Below are 14,345 nucleotides of genomic sequence, written 5' to 3'. Positions count from 1 at the left end.
AGCAGTTATGAGCTTTTTATGCCCGCTTTTGTTTACCGCGAGAAACCTGCTCGATAGCTGGAATTTTAAGGACTGGCGAGAGCCTGGAAGGATGTCTGGATTATGAAAAACAATGTGCCTGCAGTTTCTGTGACCTACGCGCAGAGCGGCCAGTCAAACAAATCAAACGAGCTGGGTATGCGCCCGATGCAGGAGCGCGCTTACGAGCGACGCGGTGAGCAGTATTTGCTGATCAAGTCACCACCAGCATCCGGTAAAAGCCGTGCCTTGATGTTTATCGCGCTGGATAAATTACACAACCAGGGTATGCGTAAAGCCATTATCACGGTGCCTGAGAAATCTATTGGTTCCAGCTTTGTTGATGAGCCATTGTCAAAGTTTGGGTTCTGGGCTGACTGGCATGTTGAGCCCAAATGGAACCTGTGTAACAGCCCTGGTGAAGGCAGCAAGGCAGATTCAGTCAATGCTTTTCTGAATAGTGAAGACAGGGTGCTGGTTTGCCCGCACGCCACGTTCCGCAATGCAGTAGAAAAATTCGGCATTGCGGCGTTCGATGACTGCCTGATTGCGGTGGATGAGTTTCACCATGTTTCTGCTAATCCGGAAAACCGATTGGGCGCGCAACTGTCTGAGCTGATTGCCCGTGACAAGGTCCATATTGTTGCGATGACGGGTTCCTACTTTCGGGGTGATGCTGAAGCGGTACTGGTTCCTGAGGACGAAGCCCGCTTTGAAACCGTAACCTACACCTATTACGAGCAACTGAATGGCTATCAGTACCTGAAAAAGCTTGATATCGGCTATTTTTTCTACACCGGCCCTTACTCGGATGACTTGCTCAAGGTATTGAACCCGGATGAAAAAACCATCATTCATATTCCCAGTGTGAATTCCCGTGAAAGCACCAAGGATAAAATCCGCGAGGTTGAACACATCATTGAAGAGTTGGGTGAGTGGCAGGGAATTGATCCTGATACCGGCTTTCAGCTGGTCAAAACACCATCAGGCCGAGTTTTGAAAATTGCGGATCTGGTCGACGATGCCCAGCATCGTGACAAGGTTTCGGCGGCGCTCAAAGACCCATCCCAGAAAAACAACCGGGATTACGTCGACATTATTATTGCTCTGGGTATGGCCAAAGAAGGGTTCGACTGGATCTGGTGTGAGCATGCCCTGACCGTTGGCTATCGTTCCAGCCTGACGGAAGTGGTACAGATCATTGGTCGTGCTACCCGGGATGCTCCCGGCAAGTTGAAAGCACGTTTTACCAACCTGATTGCCGAACCGGATGCCAGCGAAGAGGCTGTTGTCGAAGCCATTAACGACACTTTGAAAGCGATTGCCGCCAGCTTGCTGATGGAGCAAGTACTGGCCCCCCGTTTTGAGTTTCGCCCCAAAAATCCAGCCAATGAGCCGACTGAAGGCTTTGATTATGGAGAAGGCGGTTATGATCCCGGCAAAACGAATGTGGGTTTTAACGATGCTACTGGCCAGATTCAGATTGAAATCAATGGTTTGGTATCACCCAAAAGCAAAGAAGCCGTTCGAATCTGCCGGGAAGATTTGAACGAAGTCATCGCAACCTTTGTGCAGGACAAAACAGCGATTGAGCGCGGTTTATTCGATGAAGAGATGGTGCCGGAGGAGCTAACCCAGGTGCGTATGGGTAAAATCATCAAGGAACGTTACCCTGAACTGGGCGAAGAAGATCAGGAATCTGTGCGCCAGCATGCGATCACGGCGTTGAGTCTGATTCAGCAAGGGAAACAGGTTGCCCTCGATATTGCTGAGCAAACCGGCCTCACCGCAGGCGCTGCTGAAGGTAACGAACCACGACCCACCAATACCGCCCTTATTGATGGCATCCGTAAATACGCCATGGATGTGCGAGAGCTGGATATTGATCTGATCGACCATATCAATCCCTTCAGTGAGGCATATGCCATTCTTGCAAAAACCATGAGCGAGGAAAGTTTGAAACAGGTCGCGGCGGCGATTGCAGCAAAAACCACCAGGATTACACCTGAAGAAGCGAAAGAGCTCGCGGTACGTGCGGTAAAATTCAAGAAAGAGCGCGGGCGTTTGCCATCCATCAGTGCAACCGATGCGTGGGAAAAGAAAATGGCCGAAGGGGCTGCTGCTTTTGTCCGTTATAAAGACGAGGGTCGTTATGATTGATCTTGATGATCTGCGTTATGAGCTGGATGACTTTGCCAAGCCTGAAAAAAAACAGGTGTTGTCAGCCAAAGAGCAACGCGTTGTTGCGGGCTTTGAAGATATTCAGCGCTTTTACGATGAGCACAAGCATCTTCCGCAGCATGGGGAAAACAAAAATATTTTCGAGCGAATGTACGCCACCCGTCTGGAGCGACTGCGCTCGTTGGCTGAATACCATGAGCTTTTGTCGCCTATTGATCATCAGGGGCTGCTAACGGCTACTCCTGCTGCCAATTCAGGAGTCAACGAAGACTCTCCATCTTACGATGTTGATGACGCTTCTGACGACGAGCTGCTTTCTGAATTGGAAGGCATTGCGGGTGGCTCGCTAACGGAGTTAAAGCACGTACGCAGTACGGCGCAAAAGCGAGAAGTTGACGAAGTTGCAAAGAGAGATAAATGCGAGGACTTCGATAACTTTCGATCTGTATTTGAACGGGTGGAACGAGAAATAAAAGACGGTCTTCGTAAAACCCGCCGTTTCAAGCAAGATGCCAGTATTGAGCTGAGTAATCTGTTTATTCTTGGTGGACAGCTGGCATACGTGGCGGAAGTGGGCGAAACCATTAAAGCGCCAAACGGCGATAACGATGCCCGACTGCGAGTGATTTATTCCAATGGAACCGAAAGTAATATTCTGTTGCGCTCTCTACAAAGAGCCCTCTACAAAGATGAGGCAGGCCGCCGTGTGACAGAGCCAGACGCGGGCCCTTTATTCAGTGACCAGTCGAACGATGACGATATTGAAAGCGGTACGATTTATGTGTTGCGCAGTCACTCTGACCATCCAGCTGTAGCACAGCATCGCGACTTGATTCATAAAATTGGTGTGACAGGGGGCAAGGTCGAAACCCGTATCGCCAATGCTGAAAATGATGCTACCTATTTATTGGCTGCAGTGGATGTTGTTGCCACTTACAAGTTGGTCGGAATTAACCGGACAAGACTTGAAAATCTGCTCCATCGTATATTTGCCGCTGCGCAACTTGATCTGGTGATTAATGATCGCTTCGGCAAGCCAGTGAAACCCCGCGAATGGTTTTTGGTGCCATTTCACGTTATTGACGAAACCGTTGAACTGATTCGCTCTGGAAAGATAGAAGGGGTCTCTTATGATCCTGAGCAAGCATCTTTGGTAACAAACTGAATGACAACGACCTGGAGTAATGTCTGCCCTGATCAACAAAACCGTACGAAGCCAAAAAAGATTGAAAAGCGCTTTCGGGTTATCGACCGTGATCCGCCAACACAGCTTGTTAGGATGGAGGAACCGACAATAAAAGGGGTCTGATGCAGATCCCACGGGAGCGTATTATGAGTTCTGCAACACCTTTTGACCCACGCCAGTTCCGCCGCGCACTGGGTAACTTCGCTTGTGGTGTCACCATTGTTACGGCGATCGATGCGGATGGAAACAAGGTTGGCGTCACCGCCAACAGCTTCAATTCGGTATCGCTGGATCCACCGCTGATTCTTTGGAGCCTCGACAAACGCTCCAGTGCCTGGGAGACCTTTCAGGCCGCACAGCATTTCACTGTCAACATTTTAGCTTCTGATCAAATCGAGCTGTCCAACGGCTTCGCTCGCCCGGCGGATGATAAATATGCCGGTATCAGTTTCCGCCAGGGTTTTGGTGGAGCTCCGGTATTTGATGGTTGCTCTGGCAACTTCCAGTGCAGCTTGTTCGAGCATATTGATGCCGGTGATCACTGGATTCTGATCGGCAAAGTTGAGGTTTTTGAAGACTTTGGCCGAGCACCTCTGCTTTATCATCAGGGCGGATACGCCATGGTGATACCTCATCCCCAGGGGGCAAAACCAAACCAGGATCCAGCCGCTCCGGCCCCTTACCTGCTCGACACCCGTCTGGGCGAAAACGTTTTTTATCTGATGATCCAGGCTGTCAATGCCAGTCACCCTCGCTTTGTCCAGGAGCAACAGAAGCTGGGCCTGCACAATATCGAATCACGCCTGTTGATGGTGCTGGAGAGTGCGCCAGATGCAAATTTGCAAACTGCTATCTCGATGCCGCCCACGGAAGTGGAATTTCGCCGTATTTGTGACGGTGAGAACCGCTTCCATCAGGGCCTGCCTTTCAAATTACGAATGACCAGCAAAGCGTCCAACTCAGCAGGTCTACAACTGGCAGACCTGGTAGCTCGGCCCATTGGAAGACACATACTAAACCCGGAGCAAGAGAATCGTGCTTTTGATGTGCTAAATCTGCGAAGGTGGCAGAGGATGCGTCGGAACCGACTATGAAGATTGGGGATTGAAGCGTTTTCCAGAGCCCAGACGCCGACCGGGAACCCCCAATCCATTTGCGATGAGGTATCGTATCCACCAACGAATATCTCAAGGCATTTTAGTGCCTTTATAAGCTATTTGTTTACTTTAAGTACTATCTGATTCCTCTGGGTACTTTTTCAACCGTCTCGGCTTTCAGTTTTGAAGAACGCCGCAAAGACTTGACCCACCCAACAACAATGGACACAGCACTAATGAACGGATGGATGGTAAGAGCAGGAAGAGGCGGCCGCTATTTTGAGGACTTTTCTGGGGGTGATTATGTTGCAATCGGCTGGGATGAACTCGGTGATCTGACGCAGTACCAAACAGCGGAAGATCTGCGCTCTGTCTATGTGGCCATCTATGGAAATTCAGGCAAAACTGGCAACGCGTTGGCTATGCTACGCAAGTTTCGTGACGAGATTCAGGCCGGTGATCTGGTGATTTCCTATGGCCCTGAAACCCGGGAATACTTGATTGGCCAGGATAAGGGCGAATACTACTACGCCGCTGATGACGAAGAGCACGACTATGGCAGTCGTCGAAAGATTGAGTGGCTGGGAAAAGTCCGGCGAGATGACTTGTCGGCAGCTGTGCGTAACACACTGGGCTCTACCTTGACCTTGTTTGCTTTGAATAACGACTGTCAGACAGAACTGAAAAATGCGCTTGAAGGTAATCCAGCCAAAACATCTGATGGACTCACCGAAGAGGTTCAGTTAGAGCAAGTCAAGGAGGAGGTCATCAGCCGTAGCCATGAGTTGATTAAGGACCTGCTTCAAGCCTTGGATGCCGATGAAATGGAGCAAATGATGGCTGCTGTTTTGCGAGCTATGGGATTCAAGACCAAAGTATCTCCAAAGGGGCCTGATCGTGGTGTCGATATTATTGCCTCACCAGACGGTCTGGGGTTGACCAGTCCTCGAATAAAGGTAGAGGTGAAACATCGCAAAGGGCAAATCGGGTCACCCACCGTACGCAGTTTCATTGGCGCCTTGCGCGAAGGTGATAATGGGTTGTATCTCAGTACTGGAGGCTTTAGCAAAGAGGCCCGCTACGAAGCGGAACGCTCCACCATGCAGCTGACATTGGTGGATATGGACGACCTGGCAGATTTGATTGTGACTCATTACGAAAGCTTCGATGTCGAAGGCAGAACGCTTATGCCATTGGTCCGGGTTTACTGGCCTGCGGAGTGATTTTTTGAGAATGAAGGCAAAGGTCAAAAACGGCTTGAGCCCTGATATCGCATTTTCAGACGTGGTCTCAAAATGGTCTCAATTTTTAGAAGTTAGTAACCACTATCGCCAGAACGGCTTGAAATATGGTCCGCCCGAGAGGATTCGAACCTCTGACCTTCGCCTCCGGAGGGCAACGCTCTATCCAGCTGAGCTACGGGCGGTCGATGAGTTCAGGCTAGGATTACCTGAATCAAGGCCGCGTATTGTATCTGCTTTTTTATGGATGCTCTACTGCTACCTGTTAGTCTGGCCAAATTCGCTCTTTTAGGTGGTTATTTCAGGTAGTCGCTGAAGTGTCTTTTCAGTCCGGCGACGAAGTTGGTTTTGCGGCGGTTGGTTGCCTCCAGTTCACGCACCAGCTGGCGAAACCCGTCGTCTCCGTCGCTGCCCCACCCTTGTTGCAGTTGCTGCAGAGCTTCTACAGCTTCGGCATAGGCCTGGTTATGGGTGATGGCCACCCGGTCGTTTAATGCGCTGGTGGCCAGGGCGATCACGGTATCTGATGCCTGTTGATAGTTGGCAGGCTGCTTCAGGGTGTTGATCATGGCTGTCATGCTTACCGGTTGCTGTTTGACCCAGGCCAGGGCTTGTTCCGGTTGCGAGGTGGCCAGGTAGAAATTGACCATGTCGTCGGTCACGGCGCGCATCCTCCAGCTCGGTTTTGAATTGGCAGGCTGGGTGAGTGCTTGACGCAAACAAGCGTCGGCCTGAGCTTGCCAGTCGGCTGGGACGCTGGCCTGGAGCGAGTAGTCTTCCACCAACGCATTGAGAATTTTCCAGTCCTTGTAGCCGGGGCTTTGCTGGAAGTTCTGCCAGCGCTGCTGCCAGACGCTGACGGCCTTGCCCGACGCCAGATCGATGCGTTGCTGCACGTCGTCAAAGCGGTTTCGGTTATGCTCGTCATGTGGCAGTGATCTGGCTCGAAGCAGGAAGTCTTCTGCGCTCAGTTCGTCATCCAGATTCAGACAGCCTTCGGCCAGGCGTAGGCACTCCCATGCGGTGGTGGCTGTTTTTTCGTCGATGGCCAACCGTTCACGGGGGCTTAATGTCGGTGCCGGTCGACTGGTCAGTAACCCGGCGAGGTTGTGCAGGCGCTGATTGCGGGTTCTCTGGCGGTAATCGCTGGCAACATCAATGCGATCAAATTCTGCTCTTACCTGTTGGTAAAACGCTTGTTTCTCTCCATCGGACAGTTCCAGCTCCGCCACCGATGGGAACAGGTCGCTGTTGTCCAGTTGTTGGTTGAGTAACCAGGTCAGCTTACATTCTTGTGGCCAGTCGAGCCGGGCAACGTCGCGGCTGATTGCCTTGCCCAGGGTGTATTCCAGCGCCTCTCGAAAACCACCCGAATCATCAATTTGTTCCAGCACGCTCCCCAGCCGTTGTAAGGCCTTGGCGCTCCAGTTGAGCGCAGTCTCGGCTGGCAGGTTGGCGATGTGGTCGATCACCGGCTGTAGCTGTAACAGCGCGCGGTCAAAATATTGCGCCACCTTGCGGTATTCCCACAGGCCCGTGCGTTTTGGCAGGGCTTTGGTGATGTGTTTGTTTAATGCGGCAGGCGTGGGTGGCGAGAGCGCCAGTGCTGCCTGAATCGCCAGTTCGGAACGCAGTTCGGGGTGTTGGCTGGCCAGTCTGGACAGGCGTTCGATGAGCGCGGCGCTAGGCTGTTGTTGAAGCCACTGTTGTATCTGTTCCAACTCGGTGTCTTTTTTGGCTGGCTTGCGTGGCGCGGTGTTTGCGGAATTTTTTGCAGAGGTGTTATCAGCGGCATTGTTCTGGTTATCGCCTGGCCCGCTGACGTCGTCTTGCAAGCTGTCCAGATATTCGAGGCAAGTCGCGACCTGATGTTTGCAGATCGGCTGGTAATCGGCAGCCGGGCAGGTGCAGCGGTGGTGCAGCAAACTGCCGTCAGCAAAAGTGAGTGTCACCTGATAACGCCGGGTGCCCTGTACATCCGACGTCACCGTGATCCGATCATGGCTGTTTTCCGAATGCAGCGCCTGCACGCGATCCTGTTCCAGCAGGTCGGTACCTTTTTTAAATACGCTATCGCCCGCCAATTGGCGAATCTGGTGCAGGTTCATCTGGTTTTTGCTGTCGTCGATAGAGGTTGACCACAGATTATCGGCCAGCAACGCGTCTTGCCAGTATTTCGGTTATCAGCACTCAACAAAAGCGCTTTTGCCGCGCCATCTGCTGAGGAGCAGGGAAATCTCCAGTAGACGTTTGTTTTAGTCAGCCACGTCAACGATGCTGTTGCGATAACGAGCCACCAGATCGGGTATCCATTGCTGTTTCTCTCCGGTGACATGGGTACGGATAAAGCGGTATTTGGTGAGAATGTCTTGTATTTTTTGCTGTTCTTCCAGGTTCTGGTAGTCCTTCGATTCCACCGCCTTGATGCACCTTTGCAGTATCTGGTCATCCAGCAAACTGAGTGCATCCGGGTCTCCACCCAATAGGTAGAAATTCAGTGAACCGAATACCTGGGCCTGATAGGCCAGGTTCTGCATGGAGACCGAAACGGCAACGTCGTTGAGAATGGAGCGGTCGGAATCCTGCGGTTCCAGGCTAGCCAGAAACTCATCCAAAGCGGCATGGGTTTGCAACATCTTGTTCATATAGATCGGGAACAGGTAGTCCAGCTCTGGAGCCAGCTGGTCGACATCTGTCACTGCCGCCTCCAGGTCGCTGACCAGGGTCTGGCTGCTGGCAAGGGGGCCGAAACGGTTTGCAGCCGACCACGAAGACAGAGTAACAGCCAGCTGATGATACTCCTCTCGTAATGCCGGATCCTGATTGCTGTACCTGGGGTTGTGGTAAAGCAGTACATCACTCACCAGCCGAAACGCGTTCATTCGCATGCTAAAAACGTCATCTGCGTTGGCCACCAGCCAGCTCAGACACAGGATCAATCCGATCAGATACCTCATGATAATCACCTTATTGTTATTATAGTTGGTGCGTCCCTGCTGGTTGCCAGCCATGACCAGTCATGCTGTCAGCAAGGCATCCCGTACCAGTGCATCCAGGTTAGCATCGGCTTTGAAACCGGCCGTGTCTGCATGCCCTGAGAGTAAAGGCGGGAAACGCCCAAACAGGGTTTCTATCCGCTTATTCGGGCTGAATTGCACCAGCTCCATGGCTGGCACCTGGTATACCCTGCCCACCGCTTGTGCCAGTGCTTCCATGGTGCAGACCTGGGTTGGCAAGGTGAATGTGCGCTGGCCCGCCAGCTGCTGCGCCGGCACCACAGCGCCATGAATCAGGTTGTCGATCACGTTGGTTAGGGAGGAAGCCCAGATTGTTGCCGCCGCCGCGGTTGGGCAGACAAACGGGCGTCCAGCCGCGAGTTCACGGATAATATCGCTCATAAAGGCCGATAACTGGCCGGTATTGGCTGGCGGACGGGCCAATACACCAGGCAATCGCAAGGAGCGGCCGTCAACCCAGCCCCGGCGGCTGAAGTCTTCCAGCAGAATTTCCCCGATGCGTTTTTGTGCGCCATAGGTCATCAGCGGGCGGGCCGGTGTGTCATCGGATACTGGGCCATCCATCGTGCCAAAAATGGCAATACTGCTGGCAAAGACAAAGATGGGGGCTGGCCCACCGGCTTGCTGCTGGGTTTGCCCCAGCTCCAGCAAGGTCTGGGTTGCATCCAGATTCACTGCCCGAGACAATTCGTAGTGGGTTTCTGCCATGCCACCGGGAATGCTGGCGAGGTGAAACACCACATCCATCGTATCGCTGGCGGGAAATTGCGACACCAGCCAGTCCTGGTCGGCGATGCTGCCAGAGCGCTGGCTGACCGCCACATCACCACTCAAAACGTTATCAAACGACAGATCCAGCAAGGTCAGTCGCGTTATTGTTCTGCTACCCAGCGTCCCCATACCACACAGACGCTGCGCCAGAGCCTTGCCGACAAAGCCATTGGCTCCAGTAATTACTATATGCATGGTTTCAGTCCTTGGTTAATGCAACAACGCGCTGATCGATAACACCAAAGGGGCCGGCATCACCGTTATCAAACATGGCCTGCATCCGCACCCGGTCGCCAAACTGCATAAAAGGTGTTTTAGCGGCACCCTCATCTATAATTTCAATGACTCGCCGTTCAGCAATACAGGCTGAGCCAGCGGCACGGGATTGATTCGACACCGTGCCAGATCCCACCACACTGCCCGCTGACAAGGTACGGGTGCGAGCTGCGTGAGCAATCAGTTCACCAAATGAATAATGCATTTCGCGGCCATGGGGTTCGCCAAAGCGCGCACCATTCCACTCGACCTTGAGGTGCATATTGACCCGGCCATTCGCCCAGGCATCACCCAGTTCGTCAGGAGTAACGGCAATCGGGGCAAAGCTGCTGGATGGCTTGGCCTGCAAAAAACCGAAGCCGGTTTTCATTTCGTGGGGGCCAAGTGCCCGTAAACTCCAGTCGTTGACCTGGACGATCAAACGTATCTGTTGTTCTGCGGCTTCCGGGCTGCAACCCATCGGAATGGCTCCCACCACCACACCAAACTCTCCTTCGAAGTCGATGCCGTATTCTTCGCTGGCCATGACCATATCGTCCATCGGGCCATGAAAATCGTCACTGGCACCCTGGTACATCACGGGAATGGTCTCGAAGTGAGGGATACGTTCGGTATTAAACGCACGTTCCATCAGGTAGCCGTGATTCAGGAAGGCCGAGGCATCCAGCCATTGCGGTGCACAGGGTAACGGCGCAGCGCATTGGGCCGGGTCAAACGCAAAGGCACCAATAAAAGTGCCATCGTTGAGACGGCTATAAATTTCTTCCAGCTCTGGCTGACGGGTATCCCAGCACTCCAGCGCAGAAAGCAGATCCGGCGCAATCATAGAGGCATCGGCCGCCAGAGTCTGGTCGCGGGATACCACAACCAAACGACCGTGTTTACGTGCAGATTTGAGTGAAGCCAGTTTCATAGTGTGCTCTTCTTATACTGGTAACAAAAACGTGGAACATCTCGGTCAGCAACCGGCTACGCACCAAAGGCGGTCAACCGCCGTCACTGATCAGGGTTCCGCCATCCACCACCAGGGTTTGCCCGGCGATAAAACCACCCGCACGGCTGGCCAGCATGATGACCACTCCGGCAATTTCCTCTGGCTCGCCAACCCGGCGTAACGGTGTGGCCGCCAAGCGACGCTCCATAAAAGCACGGTTATCGATCAGCGCTGTCGCCAGCGGGGTACGAATCAGACCAGGGGCAATGGCATTCACCCGCACCCCGGATGGCCCCCATTCCACAGTAAGATTGCGCGCCAGCTGCGCCAGTGCAGCCTTCGACAAGCCGTACAGGCCAATCGCCTTGTTGCCGCGTAACGCCGCGATGCTGGCCATCAGAATGACCGAACCGTCACCACGTTCAGCCATCGCCGGAATCAGTAAGGCAGTTAATCGTTGAGCACTGCGCAGGTTGATGTTCATCACCTGCTCCCAGTCATCATCCGAGACCGCTGCTAGCGAACCGGCAGGTCCCTGAATACCGGCATTACACACCAGCACATCCACCCGGCCACACAATGCCAGGGCATCAGTGACCAGTTGGTTGATGGCGACCGGGTCTGCCAAGTCACACCCCAGCGCATGGGCGATTCCTCCCTGGCGACGAATGCTGTCGGCGACAGCGTCACAGACTGTCAGATCGATATCCGAGACAATCACCGTCGCTCCATGGGCAGCCAGCCCGTTGCTGATGGCGTTGCCCAGCCCACCGCCAGCACCCGTGACCAGAGCAACCTTGCCAGTCAAGTCAAACAGCGTAGAGTCCATATCAACCGTTCCTTTTATCCAGGGCCGCAGCGATCTCTGCTTCGTACTTGCCATCGACCAGTACAAACAACATGCGACACATATTGCCGGAGCGATTGGCCCAAGCGTGGTTGGTGCCACGCTGCACCACCACACTGCCCTCACGCAATTCAACCTCGGAATCATCCAGCACCAGTGTCATGGCGCCTTCTATCACAATGCCGTAATCAACCGATTCGGTACGGTGCATCAAGGGATGGGGCGAGTCGGTTTTTACTGTAGAAGCGGCTTCATCGCCGATTTCGTTGAACGCATCTTTCATACGGCCGGCGCCATTTGCGAGATAGTCTTCCGTGTCGGGGGGAATATCCACAAAGCGAATACGAGTACCATTACCGGGCGGCGGCAAGACCAGTTCCCCCACTGTCGGATCGGTGTCGTTATTGATGCTGACCGGCGTTGCCGAGGTACTCCAGACTTCATGGAACACAGTACCGGGAATGGCCGTCAACGGTACAACGGTGGCCAATGGGCCATCCAGAATAGCGACGGCCTTGCCGTCTGCATCGTGACCCGTAACGACTCGGTGAATATCAGGAAAACTCATAAAAAAACCTCATTGCGCGGTGTATAAAAACGATTTTTTGGGATGCCTTGGGGGTGTCCATCCAGCACGGTCAATTCGCCCTGCTATCTACGTTGCCAGCGTTAGTTCTGTTCATCGTCGAAGATCGCGACCGCACGCGTCCAGCCCGCTGATGCGCCGCGAATCTTGTGCGGGAAGCAACTGATCATAAATCCATGAGAGGGTAGCGCTTCCAGGTTATGGAGCTTTTCCAGATGGCAATAACCGATATCACGGCCTGCTTTGTGGCCTTCCCAGATCAGCGAGGTATCGCCGGTGGCAGCAATACGTTCGGCGGTATAACTGAAAGGCGCATCCCAGCTCCAGGCATCGGTTCCAGTCAGGCGTACGCCACGCTCCAACAAATACATGGTGGCTTCGTAACCCATACCACAACCGGTATTGACGTAACCTGGCTGGCCATAAGCCATCCCCGCACGAGTATTCACCACCACAATATCGAGCGGCTGAAGGTCGTAGCCAATCCGCTCCAGTTCGGCTTCAACATCCGCTGCGGTGACCACATAGCCATCCGGAAAGTGGCGAAAATCCAGTTTCACACCGTTCTGAAAGCACCATTCCAGCGGTACTTCATCGATGGTGATCGATGGGCGCGAGCCGCCGTTTCTGGCATCCTGGGTAGAATGAAAATGGTAGGGCGCATCCAGATGCGTGCCGCTATGGGTGGACAGGCTGACCCATTCTGCGGCAGCGGCTTCGCCCTCTGGATAGTCTTCCGGACTGGTGCCCGGTATTAACCGGGTAAATTCGCCAATGGTATCCTGATGGGTCTGATAGGTGATTTTAGGTGCCAGGGCAGGCGGATCAGACAGCACATCATTTTCAAGATAAATCGACAAATCAACAAATCGGCGCAAAACGTTAACAGCCATGGTATTACTCCTCAACGGCGGTATGGCGATGGCTGACAATCAACAAATCGGCGCAAAACGTTAACAGCCATGGTATTTTTCCTCAAAGGCGGTATGCCGATGGCTGACATGGCTGCAACCAATACACCCTGATGTCAGCCATCCAGCACAACCAGTAACAAAGCCAATCAAATAGGCTGTGCTAACGTCATCATCGAGGTTTTCATGATGCTGGCATGTTCGGCCTTGTCACCACCATCAATCTCGATCTGACACAGGCGACCAGAGTTTTCCACCACCATGCGGCAGCGTTCCCAGCGGCGTTCATGGAAGCGATCCAGCGCCACTTGCAGATCGGTATTACTGGCCAATTCCTCACCCAGCACGATGCCGCTTTCAATACCGATACCGGCACCGGATGCCAGGTGCGGTGTGGTGGCCGCCACGGTGTCACCAATCATGACCAGACGACCCCGGTTCCAGGGTGTCGGCACCAGCAAATTGGCTAACGGACGATAGTCTATATTGGCAGTTGCAGCATGAGCCTGAGGTATCAGATCCGTAATCATCGGGTCGGAAAAACGGCTCATCAGCTCAGCAAACACATCTGGCCAGGTCGTCGGATCAATATATTCCTTGGTCGGACGGTCTTCGGTAATAAACATGTACATCTGGGTTTGGGATACCGGGTTAATGCCCAGCTTCAAATGCTCTGCCAACCACATACACGGCCGTTCCAGCTTGGCCGGACGTGTCATCACTGCACGCCAGACCCCCTGCCCGATATACTCAGGTTTTTTGATTTCCGGGAAGAACCGCTCACGCAGCGACGAGTGCACGCCATCAGCGCCCACGACCAGATCATAGCTAGCGCTGCTACCGTCGCTAAAGCTGACATCGACATGGTCACTGTTTACGGTCACATCGCTGAAGGTGCATCCCAGGCGTACGTCAACACCGCTATCACGGGTCGCTTTGGCCATGATCCGGGCCAGTTCCGGACGCATGGCACCGCCACCACCGGCCACATTGGAGCCAAGCGGCTGGGGTGTTGGCAGAGTGGCAACGAGTTGGCCCGAGGCGGTACAGATATCCACCCCGTCAGACACAAACCCGGTTTCCAGAAACTCATCATAAAGACCAAGCGTTTCCAGAGCTCGCAAAGTCGCACCATTAATGGTGATACCGGCCCCCAAAGGGCACCATTCCGGGTCAATCTCGATCAGATCAACCTCAATGCCACCCTTGCGCATCTGGATGGCGGCGGCCATTCCGGAAAACCCGCCACCAATAACCAATACCTTGTTAACTGCACTCAT

Annotated in this window: 12 protein-coding genes and 1 tRNA gene; 4 read left to right on the top strand and 9 right to left on the bottom strand. The window is 53.4% G+C overall.

Going from position 1 to position 14,345, the window contains the following annotated elements; translation table 11 throughout:
* Window positions 1-102: 102 nt before the first annotated feature.
* From SOJ49_RS02460 to SOJ49_RS02445, 4 genes are all read left to right on the top strand, one after another.
* Window positions 103-2,178 carry a DEAD/DEAH box helicase gene (locus tag SOJ49_RS02460; RefSeq protein WP_369856645.1) on the top strand — a complete coding sequence of 692 codons (2,076 nt, stop codon included), beginning with the start codon at window positions 103-105 and terminating at the stop codon, window positions 2,176-2,178.
* The gene (locus SOJ49_RS02455; RefSeq protein WP_369856644.1) at window positions 2,171-3,364 is read left to right on the top strand and encodes a GIY-YIG nuclease family protein; all 1,194 of its coding nucleotides are present in this window, start codon (window positions 2,171-2,173) and stop codon (window positions 3,362-3,364) included. Before SOJ49_RS02460 ends, SOJ49_RS02455 begins: the two co-directional genes overlap by 8 nt.
* Before the next feature lie 167 nt (window positions 3,365-3,531).
* The gene (locus SOJ49_RS02450; RefSeq protein WP_369856643.1) at window positions 3,532-4,479 is read left to right on the top strand and encodes a flavin reductase family protein; all 948 of its coding nucleotides are present in this window, start codon (window positions 3,532-3,534) and stop codon (window positions 4,477-4,479) included.
* Between the two features lie 239 nt (window positions 4,480-4,718).
* A complete protein-coding gene (locus SOJ49_RS02445; RefSeq protein WP_369856642.1) occupies window positions 4,719-5,705 on the top strand; it encodes a restriction endonuclease in 987 nt (328 codons plus the stop codon).
* Window positions 5,706-5,831: 126 nt separating this feature from the next.
* Here the strand turns inward: SOJ49_RS02445 and SOJ49_RS02440 are convergent.
* From SOJ49_RS02440 to SOJ49_RS02400, 9 genes are all read right to left on the bottom strand, one after another.
* Window positions 5,832-5,908: transfer RNA gene (locus tag SOJ49_RS02440), tRNA-Arg, on the bottom strand.
* A 111-nt stretch (window positions 5,909-6,019) separates the two neighbouring features.
* A complete protein-coding gene (locus SOJ49_RS02435; protein ID WP_369856641.1) occupies window positions 6,020-7,882 on the bottom strand; it encodes an SWIM zinc finger domain-containing protein in 1,863 nt (620 codons plus the stop codon).
* Window positions 7,883-7,978: 96 nt separating this feature from the next.
* Complete coding sequence (locus tag SOJ49_RS02430; RefSeq protein ID WP_369856640.1) at window positions 7,979-8,680, bottom strand: hypothetical protein; 702 nt, start codon at window positions 8,678-8,680, stop codon at window positions 7,979-7,981.
* A 60-nt stretch (window positions 8,681-8,740) separates the two neighbouring features.
* Window positions 8,741-9,706: an NAD-dependent epimerase/dehydratase family protein gene (locus SOJ49_RS02425; RefSeq protein ID WP_369856639.1), complete on the bottom strand. Its 966-nt coding sequence runs from the start codon at window positions 9,704-9,706 to the stop codon at window positions 8,741-8,743.
* Between the two features lie 4 nt (window positions 9,707-9,710).
* Window positions 9,711-10,700, bottom strand: a complete 990-nt coding sequence (locus SOJ49_RS02420) for a fumarylacetoacetate hydrolase family protein (RefSeq protein WP_369856638.1) — start codon at window positions 10,698-10,700, stop codon at window positions 9,711-9,713.
* 73 nt (window positions 10,701-10,773) lie between these two features.
* Window positions 10,774-11,550, bottom strand: coding sequence for an SDR family NAD(P)-dependent oxidoreductase (locus SOJ49_RS02415; RefSeq protein WP_369856637.1), 777 nt, complete (start codon window positions 11,548-11,550; stop codon window positions 10,774-10,776).
* A gap of 1 nt (window position 11,551) precedes the next feature.
* Window positions 11,552-12,136 (bottom strand): cupin domain-containing protein, encoded by a 585-nt coding sequence (locus tag SOJ49_RS02410; RefSeq protein ID WP_369856636.1) that lies wholly within the window; start codon window positions 12,134-12,136, stop codon window positions 11,552-11,554.
* A gap of 101 nt (window positions 12,137-12,237) precedes the next feature.
* Entirely contained in the window at window positions 12,238-13,047 is an 810-nt protein-coding gene (locus SOJ49_RS02405; protein ID WP_369856635.1) for a cyclase family protein, read from the bottom strand.
* Window positions 13,048-13,214: 167 nt separating this feature from the next.
* Window positions 13,215-14,345 (bottom strand): FAD-dependent oxidoreductase, encoded by a 1,131-nt coding sequence (locus tag SOJ49_RS02400; protein WP_369856634.1) that lies wholly within the window; start codon window positions 14,343-14,345, stop codon window positions 13,215-13,217.

This window comes from Candidatus Thalassolituus haligoni, assembly GCF_041222825.1.
Lineage (GTDB): Bacteria > Pseudomonadota > Gammaproteobacteria > Pseudomonadales > Oceanobacteraceae > Oceanobacter > Oceanobacter antarcticus.
This window is presented reverse-complemented; position numbering and strand designations above follow the sequence as displayed.

Coding starts and splice junctions, on each gene's coding strand:
- SOJ49_RS02460 (WP_369856645.1), top strand. CDS start 103: ATGAAAAACAATGTGCCTGCAGTTTCTGTGACCTACGCGCAGAGCGGC.
- SOJ49_RS02455 (WP_369856644.1), top strand. CDS start 2,171: ATGATTGATCTTGATGATCTGCGTTATGAGCTGGATGACTTTGCCAAG.
- SOJ49_RS02450 (WP_369856643.1), top strand. CDS start 3,532: ATGAGTTCTGCAACACCTTTTGACCCACGCCAGTTCCGCCGCGCACTG.
- SOJ49_RS02445 (WP_369856642.1), top strand. CDS start 4,719: ATGAACGGATGGATGGTAAGAGCAGGAAGAGGCGGCCGCTATTTTGAG.
- SOJ49_RS02430 (WP_369856640.1), bottom strand. CDS start 8,680: ATGAGGTATCTGATCGGATTGATCCTGTGTCTGAGCTGGCTGGTGGCC.
- SOJ49_RS02425 (WP_369856639.1), bottom strand. CDS start 9,706: ATGCATATAGTAATTACTGGAGCCAATGGCTTTGTCGGCAAGGCTCTG.
- SOJ49_RS02420 (WP_369856638.1), bottom strand. CDS start 10,700: ATGAAACTGGCTTCACTCAAATCTGCACGTAAACACGGTCGTTTGGTT.
- SOJ49_RS02415 (WP_369856637.1), bottom strand. CDS start 11,550: ATGGACTCTACGCTGTTTGACTTGACTGGCAAGGTTGCTCTGGTCACG.
- SOJ49_RS02410 (WP_369856636.1), bottom strand. CDS start 12,136: ATGAGTTTTCCTGATATTCACCGAGTCGTTACGGGTCACGATGCAGAC.
- SOJ49_RS02405 (WP_369856635.1), bottom strand. CDS start 13,047: ATGGCTGTTAACGTTTTGCGCCGATTTGTTGATTTGTCGATTTATCTT.
- SOJ49_RS02400 (WP_369856634.1), bottom strand. CDS start 14,345: ATGAGTGCAGTTAACAAGGTATTGGTTATTGGTGGCGGGTTTTCCGGA.